Origin of the sequence: Campylobacter sp. BCW_4332 (assembly GCF_001763175.1) — a bacterium.
GTDB lineage: Bacteria > Campylobacterota > Campylobacteria > Campylobacterales > Campylobacteraceae > Campylobacter_D > Campylobacter_D jejuni.
In genome coordinates this window covers 1-13750 of sequence record NZ_MJYF01000064.1, presented here as the reverse complement: position 1 = coordinate 13750, position 13750 = coordinate 1, and the positions used below count along the sequence as shown (strand labels likewise).

Sequence of the window (13750 nt, the reverse complement as noted above, 5' to 3'; positions counted from 1 at the left end):
AAATTAAGAATAACACAAAATTTATCGCTTTTTAAAGTTAAATTTATATTAATAGGACTAATATAGTCTTGTTTAAATTATTATCAAGGAGAAGTAATGCAAGACAATATTATTGATCGCAGAAGCTTTTTTAAACTAGGGCTTCTAGGTGGTTCTGTAGTAGCAGCTAGCACTATAGGTGGCGGTGCTGTTTTAAAGGCAGCAGAACTTACGCATTCGCATCAAGCTTCACAAGGGAAATCAAATAAAGTTAGAGGTAGAATGTTTTTTCAAACTCAAACTGAATTTGATACCTTAAGTGCAGCCTGTGAAAGAATTTATCCTAAAGATGAGCAAGGAGAAGGAGCTATAGGTTTAGGCGTGCCTTATTTTATCGATAATCAGCTAGCTAGTGCTTATGGTTATAATGATAGAGAATATATGCAAGGGCCTTTCATGGAGGGTAAAGCTGAACAAGGCTATCAAACTCCTATGCAACGCAAAGATATTTTTTTAGAAGGCGTGCATGCTCTTGAAGAAAATGCTCAAAAGCGTTATAAAAAATCTTTTTCTTTGCTTAAAGGTGGAGATCAGGATAAAATTTTAAGCGATTTTGAAAAAGGAAAAATTCAAACTACAGGTTTTAAATCTTCTTATTTTTTCACACTTTTAAGAGATATGACAGTAGCTGGAGTTTTAGCTGATCCAATTTATGGCGGAAATGATAATAAAAATGGTTGGAGAATGATGCAATATCCAGGCGCACAAATGAGCTATGTGGATAAAATTGCAAGTGATGAATTTTTTAACATTGAACCTATGGGTTTAGCAGATATGGAGAGTTAAAATGGCTGAAGTATTAAAAAAAGTAGATGTGGTAACAGTTGGAGCAGGATGGACTGGAGGTATAGTGGCTGCAGAGCTTACTAAAGCAGGTTTGAATGTACTTAGTTTAGAACGCGGACATATGCAAAGTACTGAAAATTTTAATTTTATCCATGATGAGTGGAGATATGGGATTAATTATGGTTTGATGCAAGATTGCTCGAAAGACACTGTGACTTTTCGCCATGATCCTAGTGGTTTAGCCTTGCCTTATCGTAAAATGGGTTCGTTTTTATTGGGTAATAATGTTGGCGGTGCAGGGGTGCATTGGAATGGTTGGACTTTTAGGTTTATGCCTTATGACTTTGAAATTCAAACCCTAAGCAAACAAAGATATGGTAATAAATTAGGTAATGATTATACCTTGCAAGATTGGGGTGTGACTTATAAGGATATGGAGCCTTATTATGATAAATTTGAAAAAACCTGTGGGGTATCAGGTGAGCCAAATCCTTTAGCAGAAAAAATGGGAGCTTTTAGATCTAGTCCTTATCCACAAGAACCTCTTGAAAATACTAAAATGCTTAAACGATTTGAAAGTGCAGCAAAAAGTTCAAATTTACACACTTATCGTTTGCCAGCTTCAAATTCTAAAGGTGGCTATACAAACCCTGATGGTCAAGATTTAGCTCCTTGTCAATACTGTGCGTATTGTGAACGCTTTGGTTGTGAGTATGGCGCAAAAGCAAGTCCTTTAAACACAGTAATTCCAAAGGCTATGAGCACAGGTAAATACACCATACGCACTTATAGCAATGTAACGCAAATTCTTAAAAAAGATGGAAAAGTAACAGGGGTAAAATTTGTCGATACTAGAACGATGAAAGAGTATATCCAGCCTGCTGATATAGTTGTGCTTACAAGTTATATGTTTAACAATGCTAAGCTTTTAATGGTAAGCAACATAGGTGAGCAATACGATCCAAAAACAGGTAAAGGAACTTTAGGTAGAAATTATTGTTACCAAATGAATATGGGTACAACAGCTTTCTTTGATGAGCAATTTAACACCTTCATGGGTTCAGGTGCTTTAGGAACTACGAGTGATGATTTTAACGGAGATAATTTTGATCATTCTAAGGAAAAATTCCTTCATGGAGCTATGATTTATAGCGTTCAGCTTGGAACTCGCCCTATACAATCAGCCCCACTTCCAGCAGGAGCTCCAACTTGGGGTGCTGAATTTAAAAAAGCATTAAACTATAATTTCACAAGAGCTATTACCGTAGCAGGACAAGGTGCTTCTTTGCCTCATAAGAATAATTATTTAAGTCTTGATCCAACTTATAAAGATGCTTTTGGTATGCCACTTTTACGCTTAACTTATAATTTCACCGATCAAGATAGAGCTTTGCATAAATTTATCACAGATAAAACAGCTGAGGTAGCAAAAAGAATGCAAGGAGTAAAATCAATTAAAAAAGGCGCTTATCTTAAGGATTATAGCGTTGTACCTTATCAATCTACTCATAACACAGGTGGAACAACCATGGGCGCAGATAGAGAAACTAGTGTGGTTAATACTTATTTACAACACTGGGATGCGGATAATCTTTTTGTTGTAGGAGCAGGAAATTTCCAACACAATAGTGGATATAATCCAACTGATACTGTGGGAGCTTTGGCTTATCGCTGTGCTGAAGGTATTTTAAAATATCATAAAAGTGGAAAAAGCTTAGCTTGATAATAACTTGAGAGTTTTTGAAAACTCTCAAGATTATAAATTTTTAATTTTCTTCCGATATAGTATATAATATCAAGGAAGGCGAAAATGATTAATGGTACAAATTCTTATTCAAACTATAATTATACAAAAAGGCAAATGTAGTCTGCTCTTGGTGGTTGGAATCCAAGATTATTTTAATAAAATATCATAAAAAAAGGGTTTTCTATGGTAAATTTTGATACTCAATATACAAATATCAATTATCTAAATAATAACACAAGCAATAAAAAAGCTGTGCTTAAAAATGATGATGATGCTTATTATGAATCCATAATAAAAAAATTTGGAGATCTTGAAAAATTTAAAGAAGAAAATGGCTATAATGGATCTGCTGATGTAAAAGAAGTAGAAAACTCTTTATATAAAAGATATATGGAAGATAAACTAAGCAAGGATGAAATAAAAATACTTAATAAATTTGGCACAGACTATCTTACAGAAGGCGTAGATTTGTCCGCACTTCATAGACGAAAAGTTGATCTTTTAAAAACTCTTACAAGTATGAATGAATTTGAGAAAATATGGGGTGCTGAAAGGGCACAAAGGGAAAAACAATTTTTTAATGAACTTGGTAAGCCACTTACTCAAGAAGATATAGATAGGTTCTTAACTAATAAAAACAATCAAAAAGAAGACAAAGAAACTTTCAAACCTATACAAGCAGAAAGTAAAAACAAAGAAACTTACAAAGATGATAGTAAAATGAATGAGCTTGTAAAAAAACTATTAGAAGGTAAATTTAGCACTAGTAAAGAATTAGAACTTCTTTTTGGTGTGAAATTTAGTGATGATGCAGGAGAATTTAACAAAATCCTTTCTTTAAATTCTGCACCAAAAAGTATAGATATTAAGGCTTGAAAATGCAAAAATTTAAATTATAAAAAGGATAAAAAATGTTAAATATCTTAACATATAAATTCAAGCCATCATTTTCATAAGGAAATTTTTTATTTAAATTAAGAATTTTAAGATGCGATGTTGAATTTAATGTCGTTATTTTGTGAGTTTTGTTGATAAGTTTTGGCTATGAAATTTTTAAAATCTTTATCAAAATTTGAATTTTTATCGTTGTTTTTTGAATCTTTATCTGTTTTTTCTAAGCTATTTTCTGAATTTTTGTCATCTTTTTCTTTATTTTCTTCTTCTTTTTCTTTGGCTTCCTCGGCTTTAAGCTTCATTGCTTCAGCTCTTGCTTCAAATTCCATTTTTGCAGCATTTGCTGCAACTTTATAGTCTTGTGGGCTAGGATCAGCAGGAGCCATAGCTGCTGCTGCGATTTGTCTTGCATTGGCTATAGTTTCTTCTGGTGTGTTTCCTTTTTGCATGCTGATAGGAACTTCACCCGCTGTAGCATACATTTGATTATCAGGGCCTCTTGTGTAAGTAAAACTTGCGGCACCTGCTAAGCCACCGCCCGCTGCTTGATGTGCAGCTTCATGAGCCTTTACATTTCTATCGATACTTTGGAGTTCGCGAACTTGAGCTACTTCTTTTTGGCTTAGCTCTACGCCATTAACCATTTGGGTTTGTTCGCCATTTTTTTCTTTGTCATCTTTATTTTCACTAAGATTTTTTTCATCTTTTTGAGTGGAATCAGATTGATTTGTTTTATCAAAAGAAGGTTTGCTAGAGTAGTAATCATAAGAGTTATAACTTGAACTAATTTGCATTTATCCTCCTTTTTGTTTTTTAAATTTTAGGAATTTTAACGCATTTTGACTTAAAAATTTGATAAATTTTGTAAAATAATCATAAATACAATTTCAAAGGAATGTAATGATTTATGAAAATGATTTGATTTATATAGAGAAAGAGGAGGCTCAAGTGCCTTGGCTTAAAATTTTTACTAAAGAAATTTATAAAGAATTTAGCGATTGTCCTTTAGAGTTGCAAAAGGAACTTTTTGAAAAAATTTTAATTTGTGAAAAGGCTATGATAGAATTTTACAAACCTGAAAAAATCAATATCGCCTCTTTTGCAAATTATGTGCCAAGGGTGCATTTTCATGTTATGGCAAGATTTAAAGAAGATGCGTTTTTTCCTGAGTGTATGTGGGGAAAACAGCAAAGAGAAGCAATAAAGCTTGATTTGCCTAAATTTGAAGAATTTGTAAAATTTTTAAATAGTAAAATTTTTTAATTTTTATTAATGATTTGTTATGTTTTATCTAATAAAATTTTTATATTGAAAATTACTATAAAAAAGGAAAAAAATGAAAAAAGTTTTATTAAGTTCATTGGTTGCGGTGTCTTTGTTAAGCACAGGTTTGTTTGCTAAAGAATATACTTTAGATAAAGCACATACAGATGTAGGTTTTAAAATCAAACATTTACAAATTAGCAATGTAAAAGGAAATTTCAAAGATTATTCTGCGGTGATTGATTTTGATCCTGTGAGCGCTGAATTTAAAAAGCTTGATGCAACTATAAAAATCGCATCTGTAAATACAGAAAATCAAACAAGAGATAATCACTTACAACAAGATGATTTTTTCAAAGCAAAAAAATATCCTGATATGACTTTTACAATGAAAAAATATGAAAAAATCAGTAATGAAAAAGGCAAAATGACAGGAACTTTAACTATGGCTGGGGTTTCTAAAGATATCGTTTTGGATACTGAAATCGGCGGTGTAGCTAAAGGCAAAGATGGAAAAGAAAAAATAGGCTTTTCTTTAAATGGAAAAATCAAACGCTCTGATTTTAAATTTGCAGCAAGTACTTCAACTATTACTTTAAGTGATGATATTAATTTAAATATCGAAGTTGAAGCGAACGAAAAATAATTTTTTAGTCTAAGAGTCTTGCTCTTAGACTTTGTAAATTTTTATCCAAATTTTCTTCACTTTCTTGCCAAATCAATTTAAAATCTGGTTTAAAATTTTCATTTTCTAAATTAAATTCCGTGTTTTTCAAGGTGGATTCTAAAAAAGCAAGATGATTTAAAGCTTGATTTTTATCATTAAAAATTAAAATAAAATCATTTTCTACGATAAAAATTTTTGCTCTAAAGCGTTTTAAAATTTTTGCAATTTGTTTTAAAATGAGTTTGGTATAGCTTTCTTTGGTATCTTTTAGTTCATTAAAATGAAGCAAGGCAATGATATAGTTGTTTTTTCCTTTTGTAAAGCGTGTAAGGCTTTTTTCATTGGGTAGCTTTGTTAAGGTGTCAAAAAAAGCTAACCTATAAGCGTAATTTAAAAGATAAAGACAAAAAACCAAGCTTGCAAATTCAAAATATCTTATTCCTGCTCCTTCTTGGAATAAAAATTGAAAATACGCAGTAAAAAATGCGATAAGAAGATAATATTCTTTAGTTTTAAAGGTTTTGATAAAAATGAGTATTAAGCCGACTAAAAAAAATAAAAATCCTAATTCACTCACAGGCTTAAAAAAATCTAATGCAATAAAATGAAATTCTAAACCAGCGCTATTAAAAGTAGTATTTCTAGGTAAAATGATACTTAAAATGCCTATAAAAATAAGGGTTGTAATTGAAGCAATATTTTTTTTATTTAAAATTAAAACATGATGTTTTCCAAGGCAAAATAGGGTAAAAACCATAGGTAAAAACAAGGCGACAAATAAATTAGCTTGAAAAAAACTTGTATAAAAATAAGGTAACTTAGCTCCTAATAATACTAAAGTCAAAAAGAAAATTTTTGAATTTTTAAAGTAAAAGGATAACACAAGTGCTGAAATTTCAAAAATAAAGCTCAATGATATTAAAAAATCTAATAAAAACATTTCAAATCCTTGATTTTTATAAAAGTGATAATTGTATAGAAAAAAGCTTAAAAGTGGACTTTATTTAAATTTAGCAATTTCATCTTGTATGGTTTGTTCTATATGAAGTAATTCTTCATGAGTTTTTTTGCTATTTTCTAAAAGTTCATCAAATTTAAAGCCAAGCATAACAATACGATATAAATTGGGTTTATATTTTCTCCAATTATATAAAGTGCTAACATCAATGTCTAGTTCATATGCCATATCACGCTTGCTCTTTTTTGTCATTTTTTACCTTAAAAATTTAGCCTTTAAAAAATTTTACATTAAAATTTCTTTATTAAAAACACTTGAAATATTCAATCTTTTATATAAAATATATTTAATATTTCAATATTAATTAAGTTATAGTATGGAATAATTCGAGATATTTTTTAATTTTCAAGGAGAAGTTATGGATTTTAATTCAGTTCTTTCTAATATTGGTGATAAGTTACCAAGAGATGGTTTAGCGGCAATTACGCTAAAAGAAAAATTTGAACGCTTAAGCGAAGAAAGAAAAAAAGATGTGTTAAATCAACTTCCTATGCTTAAACTAAAAAGCCCTGCTTTGGTGTTTTGGGTAGGAACTTTTTTATTTGGCCCTTTTGGAGTAGGGCGTTTTATGATAGGTGATATGGTTTTAGGTTTTGTGCGTTTAGCATTTGTGATTATTCCAATAATTTTTAATATTGTTGCAAGTGAATCTTTGCAGAACATAGCATATATATTAGCACTTATGAATTGGATAGTCAATTGGACTATTTGGTGGATTGTAGATATGTTTTTAGTAGGTAAAAAACTTCGCAAACAAAATTATGAAAAAATTGTAAATATCATACAGTGATGATTATTTTATTTTAAAACTAATGAAAGAATGGAGATGAAAATGAGTGAAAAATATACACCTTTTGAAGTAGAGCCTACTTTACTTTATGAGAAAGATACTTATAAAATTGTTGCAGGAAAAGCATACACAAATAAAGATGAAAATTTTGCATAGGCTTAAAATCAAATGGTTTTCCAGTAAATTCTTATCTTATATTTCCTCCACAGCTTAACTTAGATTTATTAAAAAGTCTTTTAGGGGAAGATGGTGCTAAAAATGATGAAATCATAGAATTTATTAAAATAATAATGGAGAAATAATGAAAAATATTTTATTAAGCTTGATGTTGGTTTTTTTATTTGCAGGATGTTTTAATAATAAGCCAAAATGCGATGATGAAGATGTTAAGCTTACGCTAAAAAGTATTTTAGATGATGATGAATGGGTTTATGTTGAGTATGGTTTAAATGAACAATCCTTAAGGGCGTTAAGGATAAATTCCAATGGTATGGATATGAGGGATTTAGAGGCTGCATTATCTACTGACACGCTTGGAGTTTTAAGGGCACATTTTAAACCTTTACTTGATTTGAAAGATTATGCTAATGAAGTGGTTTATACTTCTTTTGAAAGTTTTATAACCAAAGATAGCAAGGATAAAAAAACTAGTTTTTGTATGGCTAGTTTAAAATTTACTTATCCACAAATGCCTAATGAAATGCGAGAAAAATATTCAAGAGGCGCTTTAAAAGGAATTTTATTTGATGGAGGGGAATATGAAACTCAAATTTCTTATAGTGCTAGATTTAGCGATGATAAAAAGCAAGTTTTTGTAGAACTTTTGGATTATTAATTTATTTTGACAATGAAATTTTATTTTCATTGTCTATATAAAATTTATACTCAATTAATTTCAAGTCTTTTTTTGATACAATTTCTTAAAAATTTTTATAAGTAAAAAATTTAAGGAAAATCATGGTTGAAGTAAAAAATCTTACTATGCGTTTTGCAAATCAGCTTTTATTTGAAAATGTGAATTTAAAGCTTGTTCGAGGACAAAGATACGGACTTATTGGTGCTAATGGTGCGGGAAAATCGACTTTTTTGAAAATTCTTTCAGGAGAAATTGAGTCAAGTAGTGGCGAAATAGCATTTGATGAAGGCTTGAAAATTGCAGTTTTAGGGCAAGATCAATTTGCTTTTGAAAACTACACCATCAAAGATGCAGTGATGTGTGCAAATAAGCGTTTGTATGAGGCTTTAAAAGAAAAAGAAAAGCTTTATATGAGCGAGGAATTTACTGATGAGATCAATGAACGCTTAGGTGAGCTTGAGATAATAACGGCCGAAGAAGATCCAAATTATGATTGTGAAACACGTTGTGAAAAAATTTTAAGTTCTTTAAAGATTAAAGATTTTGATGCTTTAATGAGCACCTTGCAAAGTGCGGATAAATTTAAAGTCTTACTGGCTCAAGTTTTATTTTTGGGTGCGGATGTGCTTTTTTTAGATGAGCCTACAAATAACCTTGATTTAGAGGCGATTTCTTGGCTTGAAAATGAACTTTTAAGACATGAAGGGACTTTAGTTGTCATCTCTCATGATAGGCATTTTTTAAATAAAATTTGCACAAGAATTTTGGATGTGGATTTTAAACAAATTCGTGATTTTGCGGGAAATTATGATGATTGGTATATGGCCTCAACGCTTTTGGCAAAACAAGCTGAGCTTAAACGCGATAAAACCTTAAAAGAAAGAGAAGAATTAGAAAATTTCATTCGCCGTTTTAGCGCAAATGCTTCTAAGGCAAAACAAGCTACGAGCCGTGCTAAGGCACTTGAAAAACTAGAGCTTGAAGAGATTAAAATTTCAAGCCGTAGAGATCCTAGCATAGTTTTTAGAACCAATCGTGAAATAGGTAATGAAGTTTTAGAATTTAAAGGTATAGGCAAGGCTTATGATAAACAACTATTTTCAAATTTGGAGCTAAAAATAGAAAAAAATGATAAAATCGCTTTGATTGGGGCAAATGGTGTGGGCAAAAGTACTTTGGCAAAAATCATCGCTCATGCTATAAGTCCAGATAGTGGATCTATGCACCTTGGGGCAACTATAGAGCTTGGATATTTTCCTCAAGATACAAGTAATTTAATTTGTGAAAATTTGAAACTTTATGAATGGCTGATGAGTGAAAAATTTAAAGATCTAGATGAAATCCGCAAGTGTTTAGGTAGAATGCTTTTTAGTGGTAGTGATCAAGAAAAAATGGCAGCAAGTTTAAGTGGAGGTGAAAAACATCGTTTAATGCTTTCTCGTTTAATGCTAGAGCGTCCGAATTTCTTGCTTTTAGATGAGCCTGATAACCATTTAGATCTTGAAAGTATTATTGCACTAGGTGAGGCTTTGTATAATTTCAAAGGTGTAGTGCTTTGTATCAGCCACGATAGGGAATTAGTTTCTGCTTTTGCTAATAGAATTTGGCATTTAGAAAATGGTAAGCTTACAGATTTTCGTGGAACTTATCAAGAATTTTTAGGAGAAAATGATGGCTAAATTTAGAATTCAATACAGCGCAGGTTTTGGGCATTATACACAAAATCACAAGGGTTTTGGCCCTACGATTTATATAGAAGAAGTGGTAGAGTTTGATAATGGCAAGGATTATTTTGATTATATAGATTTTTATAAAACTTATTCAAAGAGCGATGATACTTATTTTCATATCAGTTTTTTAGAAGATAGACCTCTAAGCGATAAAGAAATCGCCATTCGCAATGAATACCGCAAAATGCGTGATGAAAACTGTAAAAAAGCCAAGGAAGAATTTATAGCCAACAATGAGCTTGATGTGGAGCATTTGCCTACTCATCATGATTAAAAAACATTGATTTTACATAAAAAGGAACGCTTTTTGCTTGTATAGTTTTTGCATATTTTGAAAGGAGAAAACTATGCAGGTAAATTATAGAACGATTAGCTCGTATGAATACGATGCTATTAGTGGTCAGTATAAACAGGTGGATAAACAGATTGAAGATTATTCTTCATCTGGAGATTCTGATTTTATGGATATGTTAAATAAGGCGGATGAGAAGTCAAGCGGAGATGCTTTAAATTCTAGCAGTAGTTTTCAAAGCAATGCGCAAAACTCAAATTCAAATTTAAGTAATTATGCTCAAATGTCAAATGTTTACGCTTATCGTTTTAGACAAAATGAAGGCGAGTTGTCTATGAGAGCTCAAAGTGCTAGCATTCACAATGATCTTGCGCAACAAGGTGCAAATGAACAAAGTAAGAATAATGCTTTGTTAAATGATTTATTGAACGCAATTTAATCAAAAGCTCCATTTTGGAGCTTTTGTATTTACTTGCAAGAATTTATAATTTCTCTATTTCAAAAGGTGCAAAATTTTTACAAAAAATTTCAAATTCTTGCTCCTCTTTTTCATTTAATTTGATATGTAATATAGCTTTGCAATCCTTAAAATCTTTTGTGAAATTAAAAGAATAAGTTTTTAAAAAATGTTCAAAATGATTTAAATTTTTTAAATCAATAGCAATGGATATATTTTTTTTCAATTCGAATGAAAGTAAAGAAGAATTATTGATCACGGCATTTGCCACATCGCTATAAGCTCTTACAAGTCCGCCTGTACCAAGTTTTATACCGCCAAAATATCTTACAGTGATTAAAGCCGCATTGATAAGATCATACCCCCTTAGAACATTTAAAGTTGGCATTCCAGAAGTTCCTTTAGGCTCTCCATCATCGCTTTTATCTTCTACAATTTGATTAAAATCATTTAAAACACGATAAGCATAGACAAAATGAACAGCTTTTGGATGCTCTTTTTTTAGCGTTTCTATTAAAAATTTAAAATCTTTAAAAGGGCAAAGAAAAGATAAGAAAATAGATTTTTTAATATCGATTTGTGTTTGAAAAATTTGATCAATAGTTTGCATTTTTGCCTTTTTTTGTTTAAAATTATACTTATAAAAACTAAAATCAATTTGATGTTAATTTTTAAGATATTTGATATTTATATGATTTGCATTGATATTTTAAGTTTAATTTTGTAAAATTTTCATTATGGAAAAAATCAAAAATTATAAACTTATCATCATTTTACTTAGTCTTGATTTGTTGGCTTTGCTTTATGGAATTTCAACACTGAGTATTAGTACTGATGAAGCTGATATTTATTTTGGTGAGCAGGGTAAATCACTTATTTTTTCCCATAGTTTGCTTTATTATATATCTCATTTTGGAACTTTTATTTTTGGGCAAAATGATTTTGGTTTAAGGCTTCCTTTTTTATTTTTTCATTTTTTAAGTTGTTTGCTTTTGTATTTGCTAGCTTTAAAATATACTAAAACTAAAATTGATGCTTTTTTTTCTTTATTGTTATTTGTTTTATTGCCGGGTACTGTTGCAAGTGCTTTACTGGTTAATGCCGCATCTTTGGTGATTTTTTTAACCCTTGCTATATTATGTGCTTACGAATATGAAAAAAAATGGCTTTTTTATATATTATTGATTATAGTGTTATTTGTTGATAAATCTTTTAATATTTTATTTTTAACTTTTTTCTTTTTTGGAATTTATAAAAGAAATGCTATTTTATTTACCTTATCTCTTGTTTTGTTTGGAGCGAGTATTAGTTTTTATGGTTTTGATACAGGTGGTCGTCCAAGAGGTTATTTTTTAGATACTTTAGGAATTTTTGCTGCATGTTTTTCTCCTTTGGTTTTTGTGTATTTTTTTTATACTATTTATCGTTTGACTTTTCAGAAATATAAAAATTTATTATGGTTTTTAATGAGCGTAACATTTGTATTTTGTTTGTTGCTTTCTTTAAGACAAAAACTTTTTTTAGATGATTTTTTGCCTTTTTGTGTTATTTGCACTCCTTTACTTATAAAAACTTTAATGCAAAGTTATAGGGTGAGATTACCAGTTTTTCGATTAAGGTATAAAATCTTTATAGAATGTTCTATAATTTTTTTGATATTTTGTTACTTTTTAATCGTCGCTAATCAATTATTGTATTATTTCATAAACAATCCAAATCGTCATTTTGCCAATAATTATCATTTTGCTAAAGAATTGGCGCTAGAATTAAAAAAACAAGATGTTTTAGAGCTTGCAACAGCCCCAAGTTTGCAAAAAAGATTGCGATTTTATGGAATAAAAAATAGCAATAAGTTTTATTTAAAAGCTTTAAAACAAGCCGATAAGCATGATATGGACAAAAAAATTGTTAAAGTAAAACTTGGAAAATATGAAAAAGTATATCAGATTTTAAACTATGATTAAAGCTTTCAGTTTGTTGGAATTTGTGTTTATAATTCTCATTTTAGGTATAGTTTTTAATTTAGGCAGTCTTTACTTAAAAAAAGACAATCTACTAGAAGGTGCAATACAAATTCTTAATGATATCCAATATACCCAAAGTTTAGCCATGATGCAAGAAGGCATAAGAGTTGATGAGTTGGCTATCGCAAAAAGAGAGTGGTTTAAAAGTAAATGGCAGATTTATTTTATAAAATCAGCTGCCACAGGTTATGATCAAACATATACTATTTTCTTGGATAAAAATGGCGATGGAAATGCTAATTTAGGTAAAACTGAAATCAATATAGATAGAGAAATTGCTGTTGATGTAATCAATCATAACAAATTAATGAATTCAGGTCAAAGTGGAGTTATTAGTAAAGATGATGAAAAAACTACACAAAGATTTAATCTTACAAAAAGATTCGGAATAGAAAAGGTTGAATTTAAAGGATCTTGTTCAGGATTTACTAGATTAGTATTTGATGAAATGGGCAGAGTGTATTCTCCGTTAAAAAATGCCAATTATGCATATGAAAAAACTTTAGCAAAGAATAATTCAGATTGCATTATACGTTTGTTATCAAAAAAGGATGCTCTTTGTATCGTTATAGATACGCTTAGCGGTTATGCTTATATTCCAGATTTTAAAACACTTAAAAGTCAATTTGTTAATATAAAAAATAAAAATTACGAGTGCTCTAAAATATAACCCCCATTTTTTAACCCACCAAATACTTATATAAATACTTACACAAATATTTATACTATTTAATCCTTTATTTAATCCCCTTTTAAGTTTAATTGGTTATACTTTCATTTCCTTTTTTGAAAAAAGGACTTAAAATCTTTTAAATTATAAAGTTTCACTAACTGAGTAGATTTTATAAATTAACTTTATTTTAGATTTTTTAAGTTTTTAAATTATTTGAGTTTTTAACTTTCTTAATTTTTTAATTTAAAACTAAAAGCTTTTTTATAAATCTTGTTTTTAATTTAAAAACTTTTCTTTTAAAAATGATTTTTTGTTTTGTTCTTTTAACTTAGTATTGTTATTCAAATCTTATTAGTCAATCTTTGAAATCTAAATAAGTGATCGATTGAGCCAGAAAGATTTAGGCATAAGCAATTATGTAAAATCTATTCAATCTAATATTAAAAAGATTAAAAGCTTTTCTTTTAATCTTTTATAACTTTTTCTTTGAAGAAAAAGATTAAACTATCTATAA

The 13750-nt window shown here is 29.5% G+C and carries 16 protein-coding genes; 12 read left to right on the top strand and 4 right to left on the bottom strand.

Features of this window, described 5'->3' with window-relative positions:
* The first annotated feature begins 96 nt into the window (after nt 1–96).
* The 3 genes from AJN64_RS07390 to AJN64_RS07380 all read left to right on the top strand — a co-directional run bounded on the left by AJN64_RS07390 (nt 97) and on the right by AJN64_RS07380 (nt 3448).
* Complete coding sequence (locus AJN64_RS07390; protein ID WP_002870810.1) at nt 97–825, top strand: gluconate 2-dehydrogenase subunit 3 family protein; 729 nt, start codon at nt 97–99, stop codon at nt 823–825.
* Between the two features lies 1 nt (nt 826).
* A complete protein-coding gene (locus AJN64_RS07385) occupies nt 827–2548 on the top strand; it encodes a GMC family oxidoreductase (protein ID WP_070210148.1) in 1722 nt (573 codons plus the stop codon).
* A 207-nt stretch (nt 2549–2755) separates the two neighbouring features.
* A complete protein-coding gene (locus AJN64_RS07380) occupies nt 2756–3448 on the top strand; it encodes a hypothetical protein (RefSeq protein WP_053872204.1) in 693 nt (230 codons plus the stop codon).
* A gap of 107 nt (nt 3449–3555) precedes the next feature.
* On the opposite strand, the gene AJN64_RS07375 is transcribed toward AJN64_RS07380, so the two are convergent.
* Nucleotides 3556–4260 carry a putative metalloprotease CJM1_0395 family protein gene (locus AJN64_RS07375; protein ID WP_053872205.1) on the bottom strand — a complete coding sequence of 235 codons (705 nt, stop codon included), beginning with the start codon at nt 4258–4260 and terminating at the stop codon, nt 3556–3558.
* A gap of 106 nt (nt 4261–4366) precedes the next feature.
* Between AJN64_RS07375 and AJN64_RS07370 the strand changes: the two genes are divergently transcribed.
* Together AJN64_RS07370 and AJN64_RS07365 are read left to right on the top strand one after the other, a co-directional pair.
* Nucleotides 4367–4729 (top strand): HIT family protein, encoded by a 363-nt coding sequence (locus AJN64_RS07370; protein ID WP_044778533.1) that lies wholly within the window; start codon nt 4367–4369, stop codon nt 4727–4729.
* Nucleotides 4730–4802: 73 nt separating this feature from the next.
* The gene (locus tag AJN64_RS07365) at nt 4803–5375 is read left to right on the top strand and encodes a YceI family protein (RefSeq protein WP_053872206.1); all 573 of its coding nucleotides are present in this window, start codon (nt 4803–4805) and stop codon (nt 5373–5375) included.
* A 4-nt stretch (nt 5376–5379) separates the two neighbouring features.
* On the opposite strand, the gene AJN64_RS07360 is transcribed toward AJN64_RS07365, so the two are convergent.
* Together AJN64_RS07360 and AJN64_RS07355 are read right to left on the bottom strand one after the other, a co-directional pair.
* Nucleotides 5380–6336 carry a hypothetical protein gene (locus AJN64_RS07360; RefSeq protein WP_053872207.1) on the bottom strand — a complete coding sequence of 319 codons (957 nt, stop codon included), beginning with the start codon at nt 6334–6336 and terminating at the stop codon, nt 5380–5382.
* A 60-nt stretch (nt 6337–6396) separates the two neighbouring features.
* Nucleotides 6397–6606, bottom strand: a complete 210-nt coding sequence (locus AJN64_RS07355) for a transcriptional regulator (protein WP_002778401.1) — start codon at nt 6604–6606, stop codon at nt 6397–6399.
* Between the two features lie 166 nt (nt 6607–6772).
* Here AJN64_RS07355 and AJN64_RS07350 point away from each other — a divergent pair, with 166 nt between their 5' ends.
* The 5 genes from AJN64_RS07350 (at nt 6773) to AJN64_RS07325 (ending at nt 10521) form a co-directional block, all read left to right on the top strand.
* A complete protein-coding gene (locus AJN64_RS07350) occupies nt 6773–7204 on the top strand; it encodes a hypothetical protein (protein WP_053872208.1) in 432 nt (143 codons plus the stop codon).
* Between the two features lie 301 nt (nt 7205–7505).
* On the top strand, nt 7506–8039 hold the full coding sequence (locus AJN64_RS07340) for a hypothetical protein (protein WP_002861172.1): 534 nt from the start codon (nt 7506–7508) through the stop codon (nt 8037–8039).
* A gap of 122 nt (nt 8040–8161) precedes the next feature.
* The gene (locus AJN64_RS07335) at nt 8162–9739 is read left to right on the top strand and encodes an ABC-F family ATP-binding cassette domain-containing protein (RefSeq protein WP_053872209.1); all 1578 of its coding nucleotides are present in this window, start codon (nt 8162–8164) and stop codon (nt 9737–9739) included.
* Nucleotides 9729–10064 carry a hypothetical protein gene (locus AJN64_RS07330; RefSeq protein ID WP_079728952.1) on the top strand — a complete coding sequence of 112 codons (336 nt, stop codon included), beginning with the start codon at nt 9729–9731 and terminating at the stop codon, nt 10062–10064. The genes AJN64_RS07335 and AJN64_RS07330 overlap by 11 nt, the downstream gene beginning before the upstream one ends.
* Nucleotides 10065–10137: 73 nt before the next feature.
* Nucleotides 10138–10521, top strand: coding sequence for a hypothetical protein (locus tag AJN64_RS07325; RefSeq protein ID WP_002870423.1), 384 nt, complete (start codon nt 10138–10140; stop codon nt 10519–10521).
* A 43-nt stretch (nt 10522–10564) separates the two neighbouring features.
* On the opposite strand, the gene AJN64_RS07320 is transcribed toward AJN64_RS07325, so the two are convergent.
* Nucleotides 10565–11149: an IMPACT family protein gene (locus AJN64_RS07320; RefSeq protein WP_053872211.1), complete on the bottom strand. Its 585-nt coding sequence runs from the start codon at nt 11147–11149 to the stop codon at nt 10565–10567.
* A gap of 127 nt (nt 11150–11276) precedes the next feature.
* On the opposite strand from AJN64_RS07320, the gene AJN64_RS07315 reads away from it, so the two are divergent.
* A complete protein-coding gene (locus AJN64_RS07315) occupies nt 11277–12503 on the top strand; it encodes a hypothetical protein (RefSeq protein ID WP_070210152.1) in 1227 nt (408 codons plus the stop codon).
* Nucleotides 12496–13233, top strand: a complete 738-nt coding sequence (locus AJN64_RS07310; RefSeq protein ID WP_053872949.1) for a hypothetical protein — start codon at nt 12496–12498, stop codon at nt 13231–13233. The genes AJN64_RS07315 and AJN64_RS07310 overlap by 8 nt, the downstream gene beginning before the upstream one ends.
* The last annotated feature ends 517 nt before the right edge of the window (nt 13234–13750 follow it).

Coding starts and splice junctions, on each gene's coding strand:
- AJN64_RS07315 (WP_070210152.1), top strand. CDS start 11,277: ATGGAAAAAATCAAAAATTATAAACTTATCATCATTTTACTTAGTCTT.
- AJN64_RS07375 (WP_053872205.1), bottom strand. CDS start 4,260: ATGCAAATTAGTTCAAGTTATAACTCTTATGATTACTACTCTAGCAAA.
- AJN64_RS07355 (WP_002778401.1), bottom strand. CDS start 6,606: ATGACAAAAAAGAGCAAGCGTGATATGGCATATGAACTAGACATTGAT.
- AJN64_RS07385 (WP_070210148.1), top strand. CDS start 827: ATGGCTGAAGTATTAAAAAAAGTAGATGTGGTAACAGTTGGAGCAGGA.
- AJN64_RS07335 (WP_053872209.1), top strand. CDS start 8,162: ATGGTTGAAGTAAAAAATCTTACTATGCGTTTTGCAAATCAGCTTTTA.
- AJN64_RS07330 (WP_079728952.1), top strand. CDS start 9,729: ATGATGGCTAAATTTAGAATTCAATACAGCGCAGGTTTTGGGCATTAT.
- AJN64_RS07380 (WP_053872204.1), top strand. CDS start 2,756: ATGGTAAATTTTGATACTCAATATACAAATATCAATTATCTAAATAAT.
- AJN64_RS07390 (WP_002870810.1), top strand. CDS start 97: ATGCAAGACAATATTATTGATCGCAGAAGCTTTTTTAAACTAGGGCTT.
- AJN64_RS07350 (WP_053872208.1), top strand. CDS start 6,773: ATGGATTTTAATTCAGTTCTTTCTAATATTGGTGATAAGTTACCAAGA.
- AJN64_RS07310 (WP_053872949.1), top strand. CDS start 12,496: ATGATTAAAGCTTTCAGTTTGTTGGAATTTGTGTTTATAATTCTCATT.
- AJN64_RS07325 (WP_002870423.1), top strand. CDS start 10,138: ATGCAGGTAAATTATAGAACGATTAGCTCGTATGAATACGATGCTATT.
- AJN64_RS07320 (WP_053872211.1), bottom strand. CDS start 11,149: ATGCAAACTATTGATCAAATTTTTCAAACACAAATCGATATTAAAAAA.
- AJN64_RS07370 (WP_044778533.1), top strand. CDS start 4,367: ATGATTTATGAAAATGATTTGATTTATATAGAGAAAGAGGAGGCTCAA.
- AJN64_RS07340 (WP_002861172.1), top strand. CDS start 7,506: ATGAAAAATATTTTATTAAGCTTGATGTTGGTTTTTTTATTTGCAGGA.
- AJN64_RS07360 (WP_053872207.1), bottom strand. CDS start 6,336: ATGTTTTTATTAGATTTTTTAATATCATTGAGCTTTATTTTTGAAATT.
- AJN64_RS07365 (WP_053872206.1), top strand. CDS start 4,803: ATGAAAAAAGTTTTATTAAGTTCATTGGTTGCGGTGTCTTTGTTAAGC.